Here is a 20,380-nt window from a genome sequence, read left to right as displayed (position 1 = left end):
CCCTCACAGCAGTCCTACGGCGGTGTCCACGGCGGCGGCCACGTCGCCGTCCGCCGGGTACAGCAGCGAGCGGCCGACCACCAGGCCGCGCACGGTGGGGAGTCGGAGCGCGCCGCGCCACTTCTCGTAGGCGGCGACCTGGTCCGCGGGCGAGTCGCCGATGTCCCCGCCGAGCAGCACGGCGGGCAGCGTGGAGGTCTCCATGACCCGGGCCATGTCGTCCGGGTCCGCCGTGACCGGCACCTTCAGCCAGGTGTAGGCGGAGGAGCCGCCGAGGCCGGAGGCGATGGCGATGGACCGGGTGACCGCCTCGGCGGACAGGTCGTTCGCCACCTTCCCCTCCGGGGTGCGGCGGCTGATGAACGGCTCCACGAACACCGGCAGCCGGCGCTCGGCCATGGCGTCGATGGCCCGGGCGGTGGACTCCAGGGTGGTCAGGGAGCCCGGGTCGGCGTAGTCGACGCGCAGCAGCAGCTTGCCCGCGTCGAAGCCGAGGCGCTCGATGTCCTCCGGGCGGTGGCCGGTGAACCGGTCGTCCAGCTCGAAACTGGCGCCCTGCAGCCCGCCGCGGTTCATCGAGCCCATGACCACCTTGTGGTCCAGGACGCCGAGCAGGAGCAGGTCGTCCAGGATGTCGGCGGTGGCGAGGACGCCGTCGACGCCGGGCCGGGACAGCGCGAGGCAGAGCCGTTCGAGCAGGTCGGCACGGTTGGCCATGGCGAGCTTGCGGTCACCGACGCCGAGCGCGCCGCGCGCCGGGTGGTCGGCGGCGACGATCATCAGCCGGCCGGTCTCGTTGAGCAGCGGCCTGCGCGCCCGGCGCGCGGCGGCCTCGGCGATCGCCTCGGGGTGGCGGGTGCGGAGGCGGACGAGTTCGGCGACGTCCACGCGGGACGTCCGGCCGCCCGAGCCGCCTTCCTGGTGCGTGCCCGCGACCCGGCCGGCCCTCACAGCACCGCTCCGGCGTCGAGCGCGGCGGCCACCTCGTCCGGGGTGGGCATCGCGGAGGAGCACTCCAGACGGGAGGCGACGATGGCACCGGCCGCGTTGGCGTGCCGCATGACCGCCTCCAGGTCCCAGCCGGCCAGCAGGCCGTGGCAGAGGGAGCCGCCGAAGGCGTCTCCGGCGCCGAGTCCGTTGAGGACGGTGACGGGCAGCGGCGGCACCTCGGCTGTCTCGCCCCGCCGGCTGACGGCGAGGACTCCCTTGGGCCCCTGTTTGACCACGGCCAGCTCGGCACCGGCGTCCAGCAGGGCGCGGGCGGCGGCATACGGGTCGCGCACCCCGGTCGCGACCTCCACCTCGTCCAGGTTGCCGACGGCGACGGTGGTGTGGCGCAGGGCCTCGGCGTAGAAGGGGCGGGCGGTGCCGGGGTCGGCCCAGAACATGGGGCGCCAGTCGAGGTCGAAGACGGTGATGCCCGCCTTGGCCCGGTGGGCGAGGGCCGCGAGGGTCGCCGTACGGCTCGGCTCCTCGCTCAGTCCGGTGCCGGTGACCCAGAAGATCCCGGCCTCGCGGATGGCGTCCAGGTCCAGCTGGTGGGCGTCGATCTCCAGGTCGGGGGCCTTGGGCTGCCGGTAGAAGTAGAGCGGGAAGTCGTCCGGCGGGAAGACCTCGCAGAAGGTGACCGGGGTGGGCAGGCCGGGGACGGGCGTGACCCAGCGGTCGTCGACGCCGAAGCCGCGCAGCGCCTCGTGGAGATAGGCGCCGAACGGGTCGTCGCCGGTGCGGGTGATCACGGCCGTACGCCGGCCGAGCCGGGCGGCGGCGACCGCGACGTTCGTCGCCGACCCGCCGAGGAACTTGCCGAAGGACGACACCTGGGCGAGCGGGACGCCGGTCTGCAGCGGGTAGAGGTCCACTCCGATCCGCCCCATGGTGATCAGGTCGTAGGCCATCGGCTTCCCTTCGTCACGGCTCTCCCCGGCTTTCTAGTCCCGCACGGCGAGCCCTGTCAATGTTTTGTCCGGACATTCGGACCAGTTGCGCCCCAGGGTGGGCGGGGGCCCCGCCGCGGCGCCGGGCATCGCCGACCGTGACCCCTTCGTCACAAAAAACCCCTTCCTGTCACACATGTTGCATGTCCGAGGACGCTCCGTCACACCTGATCGACAGGAGTGGGCCCCTGGTCACGGAGCGTCGTTCACCGGGCACAGGGTGGGTGATCAGCGCAGCGCCCGGTCCCCCCGGCGGCCGTTCCCGGCTCGTCGCCGCGGTGCGCGCAGGGAGGTGCAACGCATGGCCGACCGAAGGCTCTGGTCCTACAAGGAGATCGCGGCGCACATCCGGGTGCAGCCGGACACCGTACGGTCCTACCGCAAGCACGGGCTGCTGCCCCCGCCCGACCACGTCGAGGGCGGCAAGCCCTACTGGTACGCCGACACGGTCCGCGCCTGGGTCGCCTCCCGCCCGCGCAACCGCGGCCGCGGAGACGGCTGACCTCCGCCCCGCAGGAAGCGGCGGCCGGGCGGTCGCCCCCGGGGAGCCGCCGCCGGCGCGGGCCGGTCGGGCGGGTCCCCGGGAGGCGGCGACCGGGCGGTGGCCCCCGGGGCGCGGTTGTCGGCGGGGCGCGTGTCGGCGGGGCGCGGTTCTCGGCTGGGTGACGCTGTCGGCCCGCGGGGCGGGGTGCGGCTGTCGGCGGAGGGGTGTCAGCCCCAGGGTTCGATGACCGTGACGCCGGCGCCCGGTGCCGTGTCCATCGCCGCGAGCGCCGCCGGGGCCGCGTCGAGCGTGAGCGTCCGGGTCACCAGGAGATCGGGGCGCAGCACGCCGGAGCGGACCAGGTCCAGCATGCCGGGGTAGGCATGGGCGGCCATGCCGTGGCTGCCGAGCAGTTCCAGCTCCAGGGCGGTGGCACGGGCCAGCGGCACCGGGGTGGTGCCGTCGGCCGAGGGCAGCAGGCCGACCTGGACGTGCCGGCCGCGGCGGCGCAGGCCGTTCACCGAAGCCGCGCAGGTGGCCGGCGAGCCCAGGGCGTCCAGGGAGAGATGGGCGCCGCCGCCGGTCAGCTCCCGGACCGCTGCGGCCGTATCGGGCACGCCGGCCGCGTCCAGGCACACGGCGGCACCGAAGGTCCGCGCCAGCTCCAGCGCTCCCGGTGCCACGTCGACGGCGACCACCCGGGCCCCCGAGGCCGCCGCGATCATCACCGCCGACAGGCCGACCCCGCCGCAGCCGTGCACCGCGACCCACTCCCCCGCCGCCACCCGGCCCTGCTGCACCACGGCGCGGAACGCGGTGGCGAAGCGGCAGCCGAGGGCCGCGGCGGTGGTGTACGCCATGTCGTCGGGGAGCGCGACGAGATTGACGTCGGCGTGGTCGAGCGCGACGTACTCGGCGAAGGAGCCCCAGTGGTGGAAGCCGGGCTGGGTCTGGCGTTCGCACACCTGCTGGTCGCCCGCCGCGCAGGACGGGCAGCCACCGCAGGCGCAGACGAACGGCACGGTGACCCGGTCGCCGGGCCGCCGGCCGGTCACACGCGCGCCCACCGCCTCCACCACACCGGCGAGTTCGTGCCCCGGCACGTGCGGCAGCGTGATGTCCGGGTCGTGCCCCATCCAGCCGTGCCAGTCGCTGCGGCAGAGACCGGTGGCCTCGACGCGGACGACCACGCCGTGCTCCGCGGGCTCCGGGTCGGGTACGTCCCGCACCTCGGCCGGTTCTCCGTACTCCTCGAACACCACGGCTCGCATGCCCGCTCCCTTCGGAAACCCGCGGAACCCTGCGGGCAGGCTAGACGCTCCGGGCGCCGCCCGGGGGTGCGGCCAGTGCCGGTTCCTCGTGACCGCTCGCGCCCGCCCCCGGGCCGCTTCGGGGCTCCTCCCGCTCGCCCTCGCTCAGGCCGAACCGTTCGTGGAAGCGCCTGAGCCACCCCGGCGCCCACCAGGTCGCCCTCCCGGTCAGCCGCATGACGGCCGGGACCAGGAGGCTGCGGACCACCATCGCGTCCATCAGCACCGCGAGGGCGATGCCGAGGCCCAGCATCTTGGTGTTGGTCACCCGGGAGGTGCCGATCGCCACCATCACCACCGCGAGGATGACCGCCGCGGCCGTGATGAGGCCGCCTGTGCGCTGGAGGCCGAGACGGACCGCTCGCTCGTGGTCGCCCGTGCGGTCGTACTCCTCCTTGATGCGGGAGAGCAGGAACACGCCGTAGTCCATGGAGAGGCCGAAGGCCACGCAGAACATCAGGACGGGCAGGGTGGTCTCGATGGACCCGGGGCTGGTGAAGCCGAGCGGGCCGGACAGGTGGCCGTCCTGGAAGACCCAGACGACCGCGCCGAACATCGCCGTCAGGCTGAGCGCGTTGAGCACCACGGCCTGAAGGGGTATCAGCACGCTGCCGGTGAGCAGGAAGACCAGCAGGAGCGTGACACCGGCTATGAAGGCCGCCGCCCAGGGCAGGCGCTCGGCTATCGCGTGCTTGGTGTCCACGAGGACGGCGGCCGTGCCGGTCACCTCGGTGTCGAAGGGGGCGTGCAGCGCGCGCAGGTCGCCGACCAGGCGCTGCGCGGGGTCGTCCACCGCCTCGCCCCTGGGCTGGACCGTGAAGTAGGCGGTGTCGCCCTCGATCAGGGGGCCGTCGACGCGGACCACCTGGGGCAGGGCGGCCACCCGCTGCTTGTAGGCGGCGTACTGGGCGGGGGTGGCCCGGCCCTCGGCGAGGACTTCGAGGCCGCCGCCGGGGCTGCCGGGGAAGCCCTCGCGGATGTGCTGCTGCACCACGTGGGACTCGGCGGCCGAGGGCAGCTGCCGGTCGTCGGCCGTACCGAACGTCACGCCCAGGAAGGGCAGTCCGAGCAGCATCAGCAGGGCCGTGGTGCCGAGGGCGAAGAGCGGGGCGCGGCGCATCACCAGGCCGGCCGCGCGCCCCCAGGCGGTGCCCGCGACCGGTTCCGGCTCGCGGCCCCGGCGGAACAGGCGGCGCAGGTCGAGGGAGTTGACCCGGTGGCCGAGCAGGACCAGCGCGGCCGGGAGCAGGATCAGGGCGGCGGCCGCCGCGAGGAGGACCACGGCGATGCCGGCGTAGGCGAAGGACCGCAGGAAGTACTGCGGGAAGAGCATCATCGCGGCCAGCGAGACCGCGACCGTCAGGGCGGAGAAGAGCACGGTGCGGCCGGCCGTGCGCAGGGTCGTGCCCACCGCGGTCAGCGGGTCGGCGCCGGAGGAGAGCTCCTCGCGGTAGCGGCGGACGATGAAGAGGGCGTAGTCGATGGCGAGGCCGAGGCCGAGGGCCGTGGTGAGGTTCAGCGCGAAGACGGAGACGTCGGTGAAGGTGGTCAGGCCGCGCAGCACCGCGTTCGTGCCCAGGATGGCGACGACGCCGATGCCCAGCGGGAGCAGGGCCGCCACCGCGCTGCCGAAGACCATGACCAGCAGCACCAGGGTGATCGGCAGGGCGATCAGCTCGGCGCGGGTGAGGTCCTCCTTGATGATCGTCTGCATCTCGTGCCGCACCGCGACGATGCCGCCGATCTTCACCTGGACCGGGCCGTGGGTGCCCCGGTAGTGGGGCGCTATGCGGTCCAGGGTCCGGCCCATCGCGTTCTCGTCGCCGGTGATGCGGGCGGCGATCAGGGCCTCGTGGCCGTCCTCGGCACGCAGGGCCGGGGCCTGGGCGGGGGCGGCCTGCCAGTAGGAGCCGACGCCGGTCACGCCGGGCTCCCCGGCCAGCCGCCGGGCCAGCGCGCGGGCCTGCGCGGCCACCGCCGGGTCGTCCACCGAGGCTCGGCCCGCGTCCACCAGGAGCAGCATGTTCGGCTGCGAGCCGGGGAACTCGCGCTCCAGAGCCTTCGTCGCGTACGTCGACTCGGCGGCCGGGTCCTCCCAGCCGCCGCTGCCGAGCCGGTCCGCCACTCCGCTGCCGGCCAGCACGGCGAGGGCGGTGAGCACGAGTGCCACCAGCAGCGACAGGCGGGGCCGGGCGGTGACGAACCGCGTCCAGCCGCCTATCCGGGGTGGTGCGTCCGCGGGCCGCGGCGCCTTGTTGACTTCGGTCATCGTGCGGTGTCCCCTTCACCCTGACCAGCGCGGCCGCGCGCGGGCACGGCAGCATGGATCAGTCATAGCCATAGACTGAAAAACACGAGAGATCGCTCGCGTTTCATCAGAATGCGAGTGACCGCTCGCGTTTGTCAATCGCGTTCGGAGAGCTGGGGATAACGCGTGTCCGACACCACGGAGAAGGAGCCGCAGCCGCGCCGCCGCCAGGCCCGCGGGGAGCGCCGCATCGCACAGCTGCTCCAGGCCGCCGCCCAGGTCTTCTGCACCTCCGGCTACACCGCCGCCAGCACCAACGCCATCGCCCGCGAGGCCGGCGTCTCACCCGGGACGCTCTACCAGTTCTTCCCGAACAAGGAGGCGATCGCGATCGAGCTGGGCGACCGCCTGATGCACGAGATGCGGGAGGCCTACGGCGAGGCGCTGGCACCGGTCGACCCCGCCACCCCGCTGGAGGAGGCGATCGGCTCGGCCGTCGACCGGTTCATGGCCTTCAACACCGACCACCCGGTCTTCTTCGCGCTCATGCACGGCCCCGACATCCCGGGCCGGATGGCGGAGGCGCACGACCAGCTGCACACGACCGTGATCGGCCGGATAGAGGTGCTGCTCGACTCGCTCATGCCGGACGCCACCGCGGCCGAGGTCACCCGCACCGCCCACGTCTGCCTCGGCATCTACAAGGCCGGCCTGGAACTGGTCCTGGCCCACGAGGGCGCCGAGCGCGCGGCGTACGTCCAGGAGACCAAGGACGTCCTGGTCCGCTACCTGGAGCCGCTGGCCCGCGGCCGGGCCGGCGCCCCTGCGGTGGATTAATACCCCCTAGGGGTATAGTGTGGAGAGCATGGGAACCCCCCCGCGGCGCTCCGCGGGACCCCACTGGCCCCACACGCCTCGACGAGGAGTAACGACATGACCGCTCAGACCGACACCACGGGCCCCGTCACCACCGTCTACAAGGTGACCGGCATGAGCTGTGGCCACTGCGAGGGGTCCGTCTCCGGCGAGATCTCGCAGATCCCGGGTGTCAGCTCGGTGAAGGCCGTCGCGTCGACCGGCGAGGTGACCGTCGTCTCCGCGGCCCCGCTGGACGAGGAGGCCGTGCGCGCCGCCGTGGACGAGGCCGGCTTCGAGCTGGCCGGCCGGGCCTGACGAAGAAGCCGGGACAGAACCGGGAAGAAGCCCGGGAACCCGGGGACGAAGCCCGGAAGACCCCGAACGAAGCCGGGAACCCGGGAACGCAGCCCGCGACGCCCGGGAAGAACCCGGGGACCCCGGGGACGACGAAACCCGGAAGACCCGGGACGAACCCGGGGAACCCCGGGAAGAACCCGGGAACACCCTCCGATCCCCCGACCGGGCCGTGCCGACCAGCTGATACTGGATCCGTACGGCCCGGTCCGATGTCTGGAGTCCGGACATGACCAGCACCACCGCAGAGACGGCCGCCGACGCGGGTACGACCAGCGAGGTCGAGCTGCTCATCGGCGGGATGACCTGCGCCTCCTGTGCCGCCCGCGTGGAGAAGAAGCTCAACCGGATGGACGGCGTCAGCGCCACGGTCAACTTCGCCACCGAGAAGGCCAAGGTCGCCTACGCCGGCGGCGTCCAGGTCGCCGACCTGATCGCCACCGTGGAGAAGACCGGCTACACCGCCGAGGAACCCCCGCCGCCCGACCCCGCGCCCGCAGCGGGACCGGAAACCCCCGCACCGGACGCCGAACTCGGCGCCCTCCGCCACCGCCTGCTCGTCTCCGCGCTGCTCGCCGCCCCCGTGGTGCTGCTCGCGATGATCCCGGCGCTCCAGTTCGACAACTGGCAGTGGCTCTCGCTCACCCTCGCCGCACCGGTCGTCGTCTGGGGCGGCGCGGCCTTCCACCGGGCCGCCTGGACCAACCTGCGGCACGGCGCCGCGACCATGGACACCCTCGTCTCGGTCGGCACGCTGGCCGCCTTCGGCTGGTCCCTGTGGGCACTGTTCTTCGGCGACGCGGGCATGGCCGGCATGCACGACGCGTTCCGCCTCACCGTCTCCCGCACGGACGGCGCCTCCACGATCTACCTGGAGGTCGCCTCCGGGGTCGTCGCGCTGATCCTGCTCGGCCGCTACCTGGAGGCCCGCTCCAAGCGCCGCGCGGGTGCCGCGCTGAAGGCGCTGCTGGAGCTGGGCGCCAAGGACGTGGCAGTGCTGCGGGACGGCCGCGAGGTGCGGGTGCCGGTGTCGTCCCTGGCCGTCGGCGACCGGTTCGTCGTACGGCCCGGTGAGAAGATCGCCACCGACGGCACCGTCGCCGAGGGCGTCTCCGCCGTGGACGCCTCCATGCTGACCGGCGAGTCCGTACCGGTCGACGTGGGCCCGGGCGACCGGGTCACCGGCGCCACGGTCAACGCGGGCGGCCGGCTCGTCGTGGAGGCCACCCGGGTCGGCGCCGACACCCAGCTCGCCCGGATGGCGCGGCTGGTGGAGGACGCGCAGAACGGCAAGGCCGAGGTGCAGCGGCTCGCCGACCGGATCTCCGCCGTCTTCGTCCCCGTGGTCATCCTCATCGCGCTCGGCACCTTCGGGGTCTGGCTGGGCGTCACCGGCGACACGGCCGCCGCGTTCACGGCCGCCGTCGCCGTACTGATCATCGCCTGCCCCTGCGCGCTGGGCCTCGCCACCCCGACCGCGCTGATGGTCGGCACCGGCCGCGGCGCCCAGCTCGGCATCCTGATCAAGGGCCCGGAGGTACTGGAGTCCACGCGCCGCGTCGACACGGTGGTCCTCGACAAGACCGGCACGGTCACCACCGGCCGGATGAGCCTGCAGGCGGTGTTCGCCGCCGAGGGCGAGGACGAGAAGGAGCTGCTGCGGCTCGCGGGCGCCCTGGAGCACGCCTCCGAGCACCCGGTGGCCCGTGCGATCGCCGCCGGAGCGGAGGAACACGTCGGGGCGCTGCCGCCGGTGGAGCACTTCGAGAACGTGCCCGGACGGGGCGTACGCGGGCGCGTCGAAGGCCGTGAGGTGGCCGTGGGGCGCCTGTACGACGTACTGCCGCAGGAGTTGGCCCGCGCGGCCCGCGAGGCCGAGCGGGAGGGCCGTACGGCCGTCGTGGCGGGCTGGGACGGGCGGGCGCGCGGGGTCCTCGCCGTCGCCGACGCGGTCAAGGAGACCAGCGCCGAGGCGGTCCGCGAGCTGCGCGCGCTGGGGCTGACACCGGTGCTGCTCACCGGCGACAACCGGACCGTCGCCGAGGCGGTCGCGCGGTCCGTCGGCATCGACTCCGCGCACGTCCACGCCGAGGTGCTGCCCGAGGACAAGGTGGACGTCGTACGAGGGCTGCAGCGCGAGGGGCGCTCCGTGGCCATGGTCGGCGACGGTGTGAACGACGCGGCCGCGCTCGCCACCGCCGATCTGGGCCTGGCCATGGGCACCGGCACGGACGCGGCGATCGAGGCCGGCGACCTGACGCTGGTCCGCGGGGACCTGCGGGTGGCCGCGGACGCGATCCGGCTGTCCCGCCGGACGCTCGCCACCATCAAGGGCAATCTCGTGTGGGCCTTCGGCTACAACGTCGCCGCGCTGCCGCTGGCCGCGGCCGGGCTGCTCAACCCGATGATCGCGGGGGCGGCCATGGCCTTCTCCTCGGTGTTCGTGGTGACCAACAGCCTGCGGCTGCGCGCCTTCCGGTGAGCCGGTGGTGAGCCTGCGGCGAAGCCGCGGCGGCCGGCGGCGATCGCCGTGACCGATGTCGGAGCCCCCCTGGAGTCCGACGCGGACCTCACATAAGCTCTTCACAAGGCTCGCGCATCATCCTTACGCTTGAGTCCCGATTGCCGTATCGGGGCTCTTGCGCACTTAAAGGACATATGCAAGAGACGCAGATCACAGTGATGTGAACGTAACCATCGAAGGGCTTCGAAGGTCTAAGTTGGCGGTGTCAGACCAGCGTCTTGGGGGGCGCTGACTGGCATCTGGGGATGTCTTGGGGGACTTCCTCAGAGATGCGTTGCCGGGGCACGTACACCGGGAAGCTTTGAGCGGCCCTCCCAGCGTGCGCTGTCCCGGCAGATCGCACCACATCACTGGAGTACGGCGAGTTTTGCTCGTTGTGCTCACCGACAGCGATTCAGGCGCTGTCCTCTCCGAGCGCCCGGCCGGATCCCGTGGGGGGAATCCGCACCGGGACATGGGAAGGCGCCCTGGTCGTCGGCCCGTGGGGGGACCGGCGACTCAGGGCGCCTTCTGCTGTTCACCGTGCGGATCGCGGCGCGGGGCTGCCGCGGATCACGGCGCCAGGGGGCGCCGGATCACCGCTTCAGGACCTGCCCGGACAGGCAGGCCCTTGCGTCCGGTCCGCTCAGCGCTCCTCGACCGGAACGAAGTCGCGCTCGACGACGCCCGTGTAGATCTGGCGCGGGCGGCCGATGCGGGAACCCGGCTCCTTGATCATCTCGGTCCACTGGGCGATCCAGCCCGGCAGACGGCCGAGGGCGAACAGGACCGTGAACATCTCGGTCGGGAAGCCCATGGCCCGGTAGATCAGACCGGTGTAGAAGTCCACGTTCGGGTACAGCTTGCGCTCGACGAAGTAGTCGTCGGACAGCGCGTGCTCCTCCAGCTTCAGGGCGATGTCGAGGAGCTCGTCCTCCTTGCCCAGCGCGGAGAGCACGTCGTGCGCGGCGGCCTTGATGATCTTGGCGCGCGGGTCGAAGTTCTTGTAGACCCGGTGGCCGAAGCCCATCAGGCGGACGCCGTCCTCCTTGTTCTTCACCTTGCGGATGAAGGTGTCGACGTCGGAGCCCGAGTCGCGGATGCCCTCCAGCATCTCCAGGACGGACTGGTTGGCGCCGCCGTGCAGCGGACCCCACAGCGCGCTGATGCCGGCCGAGATCGACGCGAACATGTTGGCCTGCGAGGAGCCGACCAGGCGGACCGTCGAGGTCGAACAGTTCTGCTCGTGGTCGGCGTGCAGGATCAGCAGCTTGTCCAGCGCGGCGACGACGACCGGGTCCAGCTCGAACTCCTGCGCCGGCACCGAGAAGGTCATCCGCAGGAAGTTCTCGACGTAGCCGAGGTCGTTGCGCGGGTAGACGAACGGGTGGCCGATCGACTTCTTGTACGCGTACGCGGCGATCGTCGGGAGCTTCGCGAGCAGCCGGATCGTGGAGAGGTCGCGCTGCCTCTCGTCGAACGGGTTGTGGCTGTCCTGGTAGAAGGTGGACAGCGCCGAGACGACCGAGGACAGCATCGCCATCGGGTGGGCGTCGCGCGGGAAGCCCCGGTAGAAGTTCTTGACGTCCTCGTGCAGCAGCGTGTGCCGCGTGATGTCGGTCTTGAACGCCGTCAGCTGGTCGACGGTCGGCAGCTCGCCGTTGATCAGCAGGTACGCCACCTCAAGGAAGGTGGAACGCTCGGCCAGCTGCTCGATGGGGTAGCCGCGGTAGCGGAGGATGCCCGCCTCGCCGTCGAGGTAGGTGACCGCGGATTTGTAGGCGGCCGTGTTGCCGTACCCACTGTCCAGGGTCACCAGACCGGTCTGGGCGCGGAGCTTCCCGATGTCGAAGCCCTTGTCACCGACGGTGCTGTCGACCACCGGGTAGGTGTACTCGCCGTCGCCGTACCGCAGTACTACAGAGTTGTCGCTCACGTCTTCCCTCACCGACGTAGTGCCTCATCTTCGAGGTGCCCTGACTGTCTCTACCATCCCCCATTTGGCTCAGCAGAGTGCACTCGGGGTCGACCATTGGGCCTATTGGCGGCACTCAGTGCCGTCAACCTGCTCATCCTGCCCCCTCGGAGGGGCAACTGGAAGTGCTCTGTGACCTTCGTGACTCATTTGATCGATCATTTTTTGTACAGACCCGCGGTTGACGGGCCCGCGCCCGGCATCCGACGGCCCCGGGGTCCGAGTTCCCCGGAGCCGGACCCGGGGTTCAGGCCCGCAGCCGGAAGTCCAGGGCCGTGAACCGGCGCCCGGCGGACACCGTGCGCACCGCCTGTCCGATCGCCTTGCGCGAACCGACGAGGACGACCAGCTGCCGGGCCCGGGTGACCGCCGTGTAGAGCAGGTTCCGCTGGAGCATCATCCACGCCCCGGTGGTGACCGGAATCACCACGGCGGGATATTCGCTGCCCTGCGAGCGGTGGATGGTCACCGCGTACGCGTGTGCCAGTTCGTCCAGTTCGTCGAATTCGTACGGAACCTCCTCATCCTCGTCCGTCAGCACGGTCAGGCGCTGGTCGACCGGATCGAGCGAGGTGACGACGCCCACGGTGCCGTTGAAGACACCGTTCTTCCCTTTCTCGTAATTGTTGCGAATCTGGGTGACCTTGTCGCCGACGCGGAAGACCCGGCCGCCGAACCGCTTCTCCGGCAGATCGGGCCGCCCGGGCGTGATGGCCTGCTGGAGCAGCCCGTTCAGCGCGCCCGCACCGGCCGGCCCCCGGTGCATCGGCGCGAGCACCTGCACATCCCGGCGCGGGTCCAGCCCGAACTTGGCCGGAATCCGCCGTGCGGCCACGTCCACGGTCAGCCGGCCCGCGGCCTCCGTGTCGTCCTCCACGAAGAGGAAGAAGTCCTTCATCCCGTCGGTGAGCGGATGCTGCCCCGCGTTGATCCGGTGCGCGTTGGTGACGACCCCGGACTGCTGCGCCTGCCGGAAGACCCGGGTGAGCCGGACGGCCGGGACCGGGCTCCCGTCGGCGAGCAGATCCCGGAGCACCTCCCCCGCCCCCACGCTGGGCAGCTGGTCCACGTCCCCCACGAAGAGCAGGTGCGCGCCCGGCGGTACGGCCTTCACGAGCTTGTTGGCGAGCAGCAGGTCCAGCATGGAGGCCTCGTCCACGACCACCAGGTCGGCGTCGAGCGGACGGTCCCGGTCGTAGGCCGCGTCCCCGCCCGGCCTCAGCTCCAGCAGCCGGTGGACGGTGGAGGCCTCGGCCCCGGTCAGCTCGGCCAGCCGTTTGGCGGCCCGCCCGGTCGGGGCGGCCAGCAGCACCTTGGCGCGCCGGGCCCGGGCCAGCTCCACGACGGACCGGACGGTGAACGACTTTCCGCATCCCGGCCCGCCGGTGAGGACGGCGACCTTCTCCGTCAGCGCCAGCCTGACCGCCGCCTCCTGCTCGGGCGCGAGCTCCGCGCCGGTGCGCGTCTTGAGCCACCCGAGCGCCTTCTCCCAGTCCACCTCCCGGAAGCCCGGCATCCGGTCCTGGTCCGTGCGCAGCAGCCGCTGCAGCTGGGCGGACAGTGACAGCTCGGCGCGGTGGAACGGCACGAGGTAGACGGCGCTGACGGGCTCGTCACCCCCGCCGTCGGGCCCCGGCACCCTCTCGCGTACGACCCCCGGATCGGCCCCCTCCTCCGGCTCCTTCCCCAGCTCGGCGAGACACTCGATGACCAGCCCGGTGTCGACCTGGAGCAGCTTCACGGCATCGGCGATCAGCCGCTCCTCCGGCAGGAAGCAGTGCCCCTGGTCGGCGGACTGCGACAGCGCGTACTGCAGACCGGCCTTGACCCGCTCGGGGCTGTCATGGGGGATGCCGACGGACTGGGCGATCTTGTCGGCGGTCAGGAAGCCGATACCCCAGACGTCGGCGGCGAGCCGGTACGGCTGCTCCTTGACGACGGAGATGGACTCGTCCCCGTACTTCTTGTAGATCCGCACGGCGACGGACGTGGACACCTCGACGGTCTGGAGGAAGAGCATCACCTCCTTGATCGCCTTCTGCTCCTCCCAGGCCTCGGCGATCTTCCTGGTGCGCTTGGGACCGAGACCGGGGACCTCGACCAGCCGCTTGGGCTCCTCCTCGATGATCCTGAGCGTGTCCACCCCGAAGTGCTGGGTGATCCGGTCGGCGAACACCGGCCCGATCCCCTTGACCAGCCCGGACCCCAGATAACGCCGGATGCCCTGGACGGTGGCCGGCAGCACGGTCGTGTAGTTCTCGACATGGAACTGCTTGCCGTACTGCGGATGCGACCCCCAGCGGCCCTCCATGCGCAGGGACTCCCCGACCTGCGCACCGAGCAGCGCGCCGACCACGGTGAGGAGATCCGCGGCACCTCTGCCGGTGTCGACCCGGGCCACCGTGTACCCGTTCTCCTCATTGGCGTACGTGATCCGCTCCAGCACACCTTCGACCACGGCAAGCCGCCGCTCACCGGTCTGGGTCCCCGCCTGTTGCGCCATGATCCGACGGTACCCGTGGGGTGTGACAACGGGTCACCGGGTCAGGGACGGGGGTGCGCCTTGAGGGCCCGGAGGAAGGTGGTGAAGGCGGGGGTGGGGAAGGTGAGGGTGGCGCGGGCGGGGGTTTTCGAGTCGCGGATGGAGGTGTGGGTGGGGGTGGTGGCGATCTCCACGCACTCGTTGCCGTCGCCTTCGCCCGAGTAGGACGACTTCCGCCAGTTGTCCATGGGGTGCCTCACAGCTCTTTCGCCAGTCTGTGGATGAAGTCACGGGACTCGACCGGTTCGAGTGACACGGCCTCCACCATACGGAAGCGGGTTCGATAAATGCTGAGCTGGGCCTCGGAGTCGATAAGGACGGTGCCGTGCGGCGCGTCCCGTACGACGGTGTCCAGCTTGGGCAGGGGGCCTCCCGCGTACGTCATCGTGCTGGAAGCGGCGAAGCCGTCCAGATCGAAGGGAATGACGCGCAAGGTGACGTGATCTGCTTCGGAAAGCTCCAGAAGCCTGGCGAGTTGGGCCTTCGAGGTGGCGCGGTCACCGACCCTGATCCGGAGGGCCGCCTCGTGGATCAACGCTTCGTACGGGATGCTGATCCGCTGGCGCTCCTTTCGGTGCTGAATGCGCAACTCAAGCTCTTCAGGCGCGAGTTCCGGAAGTCGGGACGAGAAGACGGCACGGGCATAGTCCTCCGTCTGCAGCAGGCCCGGCACGTACAGGATCGCCACGTGGTGCAGAAAACGGGCGTGGTGCTCCAGCTCCGAGAGGTCCAGGAAGGGCGTGGGCAACCGGCCCCGGTACTTCTCCCACCAGCCAGGCGTGCGATCGGTGGCCATGGCGACCAGCGCATCGATGAACTCGTCGTCCGTGCAGGCGTAGTGGGAGGCGAGGCGACGCAACCGATTCTCGCTGACACCTGCGATGCCGGACTCGATCTGACTGATGACCGGGGCGGTCACCCCCAACAGGGCAGCCGCCTGCCGGGCGGTGAGCCCTGCCGCGTCGCGGAGTCTCCGCAATTCGACCGCCAGACGCAGCTGACGCGCTGTCGGCTCGCTTCTCAACGCCATCGGCGGTCCTTCCAACGCGTCGGCCCGCGTTACTCGTTCGGGCGTCACCCTACGGGATCGGCTTGCGACGGTTAAACAGTTAGCCCTACGGTCGGTGACGCAACGCACACGCAGCGGAAGCGCACCGCGTCGTCCTGCCATGACGGCCGCGGCAATGCCACCGCACGCCCCATTCCCTCCCTCACTGACCGGAGTTGACGAGGCATGCCCGAAAACCCTGAAACCGGGGACACCTGGGACTACACGCTCTACGTCCCCAACGACCCGAGAGCGGTGACGGTCTGCCGCCAGACCCTGCGCGCGATTCTGGCCCTGCACGGGTTGACGGGGCTGGCGGACACGGCGGAGCTGCTGGCGACGGAGCTGGTGTCGAACGCGGTGCGGCACACCAAGGGGCCGGCGGCGTTGCGGGTGCGCAGGTCGGAGGAGGGGCTGGTGTGGATCGGGGCGTGGGACACGGACCCGGCGCCGCCCGAGCCGCCCGTGCCGTTGGAGCAGGTGCTGGAGTCGGAGGAGGGACGGGGGCTGGGACTGGTGACGGCCTGCGCGGAGTACTGGGGGTGGCAGCCGTCGGCCCGGTTCGGGGACCGGGGGAAGTACGTGTGGTGTGAGCTGGGAGTGGCGTGATGGTGGGCTCGTCGCACGAGGCGCTGCACCGGATCTTCCAGAAGGATCCGACGCTGCTGACGAAGGCGTTCCAGAAGGTGCTGCGCGTGCCGTTCCCGGAGCCCAGGGAGATCGCGGCGCTGAACGTGGACCTCACCGAGATCGAGCCGGTCGAGCGCCGGGTGGACACGTTGTTGCGGGCTGAGACGGACGAGGGCACGTACCTGCTGGTGGTGGAGTCGCAGGGGAAGGTGGACGACCGCAAGCGGGGCAGTCGGCCGCACTACCTGTCGTACCTGTACGAGAAGTACCGGTGCGAGCCGGTGCTGATCGTGATCACGCAGAGCAGTGCCACGGCGAAGTGGGCCTCGCGTCCGATCCGGCTCGGCCTCCCGGGCTGGGACTCGCTGACGGTACGTCCGCTGGTGCTGAGCCCGGACAACGTGCCGGTGATCGCGGACGAGCGGCAGGCCGAGCGGGACGTCCCCCTTGCGGTGCTGTCGGCGATGACACACGGGCGTGGGCCGCAGGCTCCGGCCATACGGGAATCCCCGGCATCCGCCCTGCGGACCATCGACCCCGACAGTGCCGCGGTCTTCGTGCAGTTCGTCGACTCGTGCCTGGCCGATCCCCAGGCGGAGCAGATGTGGAGGGACTCGATGACGGCCATCCAGTACTTCTGGCGACACCCGCTGGCCGAGCAGGTGCGCGAGGAGGGCCGGGAGCAAGGCCGGGCGGAGGCCAAGGCCGAGATGATCCTCCGCATCCTGGAGTGGCGCGGTGTCCCCGTCCCGGAGGATGTCCGCGAGCGCGTCGAAGGCTGCGCGGACCTGGACCGGCTGGAGACCTGGGCCCAGCGAGCCGTCCACGCCACCGAGGCGACGGAGTTGTTCACCGACGAGTGAACAAGGGCGAGTGAGCAAGGCGGTGGCCCCGGGCGGCCTCGGGCACCGAGGCCGCCCGCGTTCGTGGCGTGGGCGGGGGCGCACTCTCATCTCGCGGGCGCGCCGGGCGCGTCGCGCGCGTCGGCGGCTGCGGGTGGTGGGCGGGTCCGGGAGCACCTCGCCGGCACGGAGCGCCGGACGGGTGGCTCTCGCCCCGGATCTCCCGCCCCCGCCCCCGACGGGTCGCGAGCCGCAAGCCGCAGACCCCCCTGGCGGAATGGAGTGGCGGTCGTACCGCCGGCGGGGGGACGATCTCCCGGCACTCGCCGATGAAGGGGCAGTTATGGGCGGTACCGCTTCGAGGGAACTCGTCTCCCTGGCCGACGACGAGGGGAACAGCGTCACCGTCGACGTTCTGGGGCTCGCCCCCGGATGGAGCGCCGGGCTCGCCGCCGAGATCGTCGTCAAGACGCCGTTCGTGTCCGGTCGTATCGACCTGGCTCTGTCGGCCTCGAAGCTGGAAAGCTGGGCCACCGCGTTGGACAGGCTCGACGCCGGCGAGGACATGGCCTGGATGGAGATGGACAGAGGGCCTTCCCTCTTCGTCCGGCTTAGCGGCGAGCGCGGCTGCCCGGAGGTGGTCGTGGAGGACGAGTCCGGGTCCATGGTCACCGTGCGGGTGCCGCTCGTCCCGCCGGACGACTGGATCGCCGACCACCGGCACCGCCTCCGCCAAGTGAGGGATCACTGGCTTCCGAAGCTGTCGGGGTAGGGAGGCAAGCCGCCGCCGGCAGACGGACGCGCGGCCCCGATCCAACCGCCTCGGAGGATCCGGCCGGCTGGGTCACGGGCGGCTCGCGGCGCGCCGGTCATCGGCCGTGCGCCCTGCACCTACCCCGCACCGCTGATGGGGCTGCCTCCCCCGGCTCGCACCCGGAGGGAAGGCGGACTTGGGCCAAGAGCGCGGCCGAGGTGAACTGGGTATCGGGGGTGGGCCGGCCGGCCGAGGTGGCCCGAATGCGCCATCGCCGCTGGAGTGCGACGTGAGGGGCCAAAAGGGAGCCGCAGCCGGGGTTCCCGGCGGTGATTGGTGGAAGGTGGTCGTGGTCGACTGGCACCGTGGCGATCTCCGTAGCTGATGACCAATCAGCGGCCTAGGATCCCGACCGGTTCGGGGGTGAGGGTGAGACGGGTGGCTGGATACCGTCTGAGTACAGGTACTCAGGGACTGCTGGTGCTCGTTACGGATGGGCTCCGCCCACCGGCGAAGTAGCCTCCTTTGGGGAGTGGATCACCGCCGTCGAGCCCATGGGCACGGCGTCTCTCTTGACGACCTGGGGGGTCTGCACGTGGCGTGGGACGAGTGGGAGCAGCTCAAGGCCGCCGCTGCCGATCGACATTGCGCGCGCATGCAGCTCAACCAATTACCCATGGGCCCGGGCGGTGGGGGCGGGGCCCAGGGCCGGCTCCGGTCCGACAAGGCGGCGTGGTCCGCGGCGGGCGAGGGGGTCGGCTCGCTGGGGGACGCTCTTGGCAAGGCGCTGACGAAGTTGCAGCAGGGGCAGACCGGCCTCGACAAAGAGTCCGTGTGTCTCACCGCGGCTACCCAGAAGGGTGTGTACGAGTCCTGGGAGCGCCGCGTCACCGACGTCAGCGAGCTGTGCCGGGGGCTGGCTGAGGTGCTGAACAAGACAGGGCACGACCAGTTGAGGACCGATGAGGCCATCAGAGCCGAAATCTCGGCGCTCAAGGTCCGCTCCGAAAGCGCCGGCGACGGCACGGGCAAGGGTCGGTGACAGCGAGCGTGGACCTCAAGACCCTGCAGTCGATCAAGCCGTCGGAGTACGCGGAAGCAGCGGACGGTTACCGTGCGATCAGTGACACAGCCGATGCCGCCAGAGAGCGTGTCGACAAGGAGATCACCAAGGCCATCCGCGAAGCCAACGAAGGAGAAGCGGCGGACGCCGCGCAGCAGAAGCTGCGTCAACTCTCCGACAACTTCCACTACGCGCAGCTCGAATGCGGGCTGATCAGCGGTGCCCTCAACGGTTTTTTCGCCGAGATCACCGCCCCACGACGTCAACTGCTGCAGGCACTGGACGACGCCAAGGCACTGTCGTACACCGTCCATTCAGATGGCAGCGTCTCGTTCCCCGCCGACGGGAAGAACGAGCTGACCGGCGAGGACATCCCCGGCGGAACGGCCATCGGGAATGACGGCATGTACCACGGACCCGGACTGGGGCCGGACACCTCCCGTTTCATCCATCCCAATCCGCACCAGGCCAAGGCCCAGGACATCGCCAACAGGATCGCCCGTGCCCTGCGCGACGCAGCGGGGATCGACGAGCGGTACAGCACCGCGCTGGGGAAGCTGAAGGCGGCTCCGGGGCTGACGGTCGACGCCAAGACATGGACGGATGTGGCCGCGGACGCGGACACCGTAGGCACGGCCGCGCTGGACTACATCCAGGACCACATCCCCTTGGACAAGTCGCCCGCCGAGCGCAAGGAGTGGTGGGACGGCCTCAGCGAGGAGGAACGCGACGAGTACAAGAGGGCGTTCCCCGAGTTCATCGGCAACCTGGACGGTATCCCGTCCACCGTGCGCGACGAGGTGAACCGGGAGAACCTCGACATCCTCATCGGCAAGCTCTCGGGTGAGGACGGGGAGAAGGCGAAAACGCAGCTGGACGCGCTCACAAGCATTCGGCAGCAGCTCCAGGAAAACGCTGCGAGCCGGCTGACGACTCCGAAGGTTCCACCCATGTACTTGCTCGGAATCGGCGATGAGGGTCTGGGACGGGCCATCGTCTCGTACGGCAACCCCGACACGTCCAAGAATGTGTCCGCGTACGTGCCCGGTCTCAGCACAGCCCTGGACACGCATTTCGCCACGAGCGACCTGAGGCGTGCGTACGACACAGCGGCCGGTGCGCGGAGCAAGGACCCTTCCTCTGCGTCCATCGTGTGGCTGGGCTACGACGCCCCGCAGCTTTCCATGCCGGGCGATCTCCCTACACTGGCTTCCGACACGGACGTCATGTCGGCTGACAAGGCGACGGAGGGCGCACCGGCCTACAACTCGTTCATGGCCGGGCTCGCCGCGACCAACGACCACGAGGATCCTCACCTCGTGGCCATCGGACACTCGTACGGTTCCCGCCTGGTCGGCGCGGCCACGCAGGAACCAGGAGGCATTCCGGGGGCGGACGACATCATTCTTCTGGGCAGCCCGGGAACGGGTGTGGACAAGGCAGAGGATCTCGGAGTCGGTAGGGACCACGTATTCGTGGGCGCCGCCGAGAACGACCCGGTCAGCCACCTGCCGTCGAAGAAGGAGGCCGTCGCGGGAACCATGGGTTTCTTCGGCGGCGGTCCGCTGGGCGCGTACCTCTTCGGCGACATAGCGGACCAGGGGGACGACGACCTCTGGTTCGGGAAAGATCCGGCCAGCGAGGCGTTCGGGGCCAGGCGCTTCGAGGTCGCCGACGGGCCCAGGCCGCTGATCGACGGGCAGGGCCCGACACCAGCCCACTCCAACTACTTCAACCCGGAGGAGGATCCGAGGTCCGCCGCCAACATCGCGGCACTGGTTGCCAACCGGCCCGAGCTCGTGAAGTGGGACGAACACCGATGAAGAAGCGCG

General features: G+C 71.0%; 17 protein-coding genes. 9 read left to right on the top strand and 8 right to left on the bottom strand.

Annotation, left to right across the window (positions count from 1 at the left end):
- Positions 1–3: 3 nt before the first annotated feature.
- Both ACZ4VF_RS30460 and iolC read right to left on the bottom strand, forming a co-directional pair.
- Positions 4–888, bottom strand: coding sequence for a Cgl0159 family (beta/alpha)8-fold protein (locus ACZ4VF_RS30460; RefSeq protein WP_467930059.1), 885 nt, complete (start codon positions 886–888; stop codon positions 4–6).
- A 59-nt stretch (positions 889–947) separates the two neighbouring features.
- Positions 948–1,898, bottom strand: a complete 951-nt coding sequence (iolC, locus tag ACZ4VF_RS30455; protein WP_467929999.1) for a 5-dehydro-2-deoxygluconokinase — start codon at positions 1,896–1,898, stop codon at positions 948–950.
- 340 nt (positions 1,899–2,238) lie between these two features.
- Here iolC and ACZ4VF_RS30450 point away from each other — a divergent pair, with 340 nt between their 5' ends.
- On the top strand, positions 2,239–2,439 hold the full coding sequence (locus tag ACZ4VF_RS30450; protein ID WP_467929997.1) for a helix-turn-helix transcriptional regulator: 201 nt from the start codon (positions 2,239–2,241) through the stop codon (positions 2,437–2,439).
- 209 nt (positions 2,440–2,648) lie between these two features.
- On the opposite strand, the gene ACZ4VF_RS30445 is transcribed toward ACZ4VF_RS30450, so the two are convergent.
- Complete coding sequence (locus ACZ4VF_RS30445; protein ID WP_467929996.1) at positions 2,649–3,692, bottom strand: zinc-dependent alcohol dehydrogenase family protein; 1,044 nt, start codon at positions 3,690–3,692, stop codon at positions 2,649–2,651.
- A 40-nt stretch (positions 3,693–3,732) separates the two neighbouring features.
- Positions 3,733–6,000, bottom strand: coding sequence for an MMPL family transporter (locus ACZ4VF_RS30440; RefSeq protein WP_467929995.1), 2,268 nt, complete (start codon positions 5,998–6,000; stop codon positions 3,733–3,735).
- A gap of 165 nt (positions 6,001–6,165) precedes the next feature.
- Here ACZ4VF_RS30440 and ACZ4VF_RS30435 point away from each other — a divergent pair, with 165 nt between their 5' ends.
- The 3 genes from ACZ4VF_RS30435 (at position 6,166) to ACZ4VF_RS30425 (ending at position 9,673) form a co-directional block, all read left to right on the top strand.
- The gene (locus ACZ4VF_RS30435) at positions 6,166–6,816 is read left to right on the top strand and encodes a TetR/AcrR family transcriptional regulator (RefSeq protein ID WP_467929994.1); all 651 of its coding nucleotides are present in this window, start codon (positions 6,166–6,168) and stop codon (positions 6,814–6,816) included.
- A 96-nt stretch (positions 6,817–6,912) separates the two neighbouring features.
- Entirely contained in the window at positions 6,913–7,152 is a 240-nt protein-coding gene (locus ACZ4VF_RS30430) for a heavy-metal-associated domain-containing protein (RefSeq protein ID WP_467929992.1), read from the top strand.
- Positions 7,153–7,420: 268 nt separating this feature from the next.
- Positions 7,421–9,673, top strand: coding sequence for a heavy metal translocating P-type ATPase (locus ACZ4VF_RS30425; protein WP_467929991.1), 2,253 nt, complete (start codon positions 7,421–7,423; stop codon positions 9,671–9,673).
- A 667-nt stretch (positions 9,674–10,340) separates the two neighbouring features.
- Here ACZ4VF_RS30425 and ACZ4VF_RS30420 read toward each other — a convergent pair.
- The 4 genes from ACZ4VF_RS30420 to ACZ4VF_RS30405 form a co-directional block, all read right to left on the bottom strand.
- Entirely contained in the window at positions 10,341–11,630 is a 1,290-nt protein-coding gene (locus tag ACZ4VF_RS30420) for a citrate synthase (protein ID WP_467929990.1), read from the bottom strand.
- Between the two features lie 286 nt (positions 11,631–11,916).
- Positions 11,917–14,172: an SF1B family DNA helicase RecD2 gene (gene recD2, locus ACZ4VF_RS30415; protein ID WP_467929989.1), complete on the bottom strand. Its 2,256-nt coding sequence runs from the start codon at positions 14,170–14,172 to the stop codon at positions 11,917–11,919.
- A gap of 41 nt (positions 14,173–14,213) precedes the next feature.
- A complete protein-coding gene (locus ACZ4VF_RS30410) occupies positions 14,214–14,399 on the bottom strand; it encodes a DUF397 domain-containing protein (protein WP_467929987.1) in 186 nt (61 codons plus the stop codon).
- 8 nt (positions 14,400–14,407) lie between these two features.
- The gene (locus ACZ4VF_RS30405; protein WP_467929985.1) at positions 14,408–15,241 is read right to left on the bottom strand and encodes a helix-turn-helix domain-containing protein; all 834 of its coding nucleotides are present in this window, start codon (positions 15,239–15,241) and stop codon (positions 14,408–14,410) included.
- Positions 15,242–15,445: 204 nt separating this feature from the next.
- On the opposite strand from ACZ4VF_RS30405, the gene ACZ4VF_RS30400 reads away from it, so the two are divergent.
- The 5 genes from ACZ4VF_RS30400 (at position 15,446) to ACZ4VF_RS30380 (ending at position 20,371) form a co-directional block, all read left to right on the top strand.
- Positions 15,446–15,868 carry an ATP-binding protein gene (locus ACZ4VF_RS30400; RefSeq protein WP_467929984.1) on the top strand — a complete coding sequence of 141 codons (423 nt, stop codon included), beginning with the start codon at positions 15,446–15,448 and terminating at the stop codon, positions 15,866–15,868.
- Positions 15,868–16,752, top strand: a complete 885-nt coding sequence (locus tag ACZ4VF_RS30395) for an RpnC/YadD family protein (protein WP_467929982.1) — start codon at positions 15,868–15,870, stop codon at positions 16,750–16,752. The genes ACZ4VF_RS30400 and ACZ4VF_RS30395 overlap by 1 nt, the downstream gene beginning before the upstream one ends.
- A gap of 322 nt (positions 16,753–17,074) precedes the next feature.
- Positions 17,075–17,503 (top strand): DUF5959 family protein, encoded by a 429-nt coding sequence (locus ACZ4VF_RS30390; RefSeq protein WP_467929980.1) that lies wholly within the window; start codon positions 17,075–17,077, stop codon positions 17,501–17,503.
- A gap of 577 nt (positions 17,504–18,080) precedes the next feature.
- Entirely contained in the window at positions 18,081–18,527 is a 447-nt protein-coding gene (locus ACZ4VF_RS30385; protein ID WP_467929979.1) for a hypothetical protein, read from the top strand.
- 8 nt (positions 18,528–18,535) lie between these two features.
- On the top strand, positions 18,536–20,371 hold the full coding sequence (locus tag ACZ4VF_RS30380; RefSeq protein WP_467929978.1) for an alpha/beta hydrolase: 1,836 nt from the start codon (positions 18,536–18,538) through the stop codon (positions 20,369–20,371).
- Positions 20,372–20,380: the final 9 nt, after the last annotated feature.

It is taken from the genome of Streptomyces sp. NPDC029151 (genome assembly GCF_055564315.1).
Note: the sequence above shows the minus strand (reverse complement) of the source record. Positions and strands in the feature narration are given on the sequence as shown.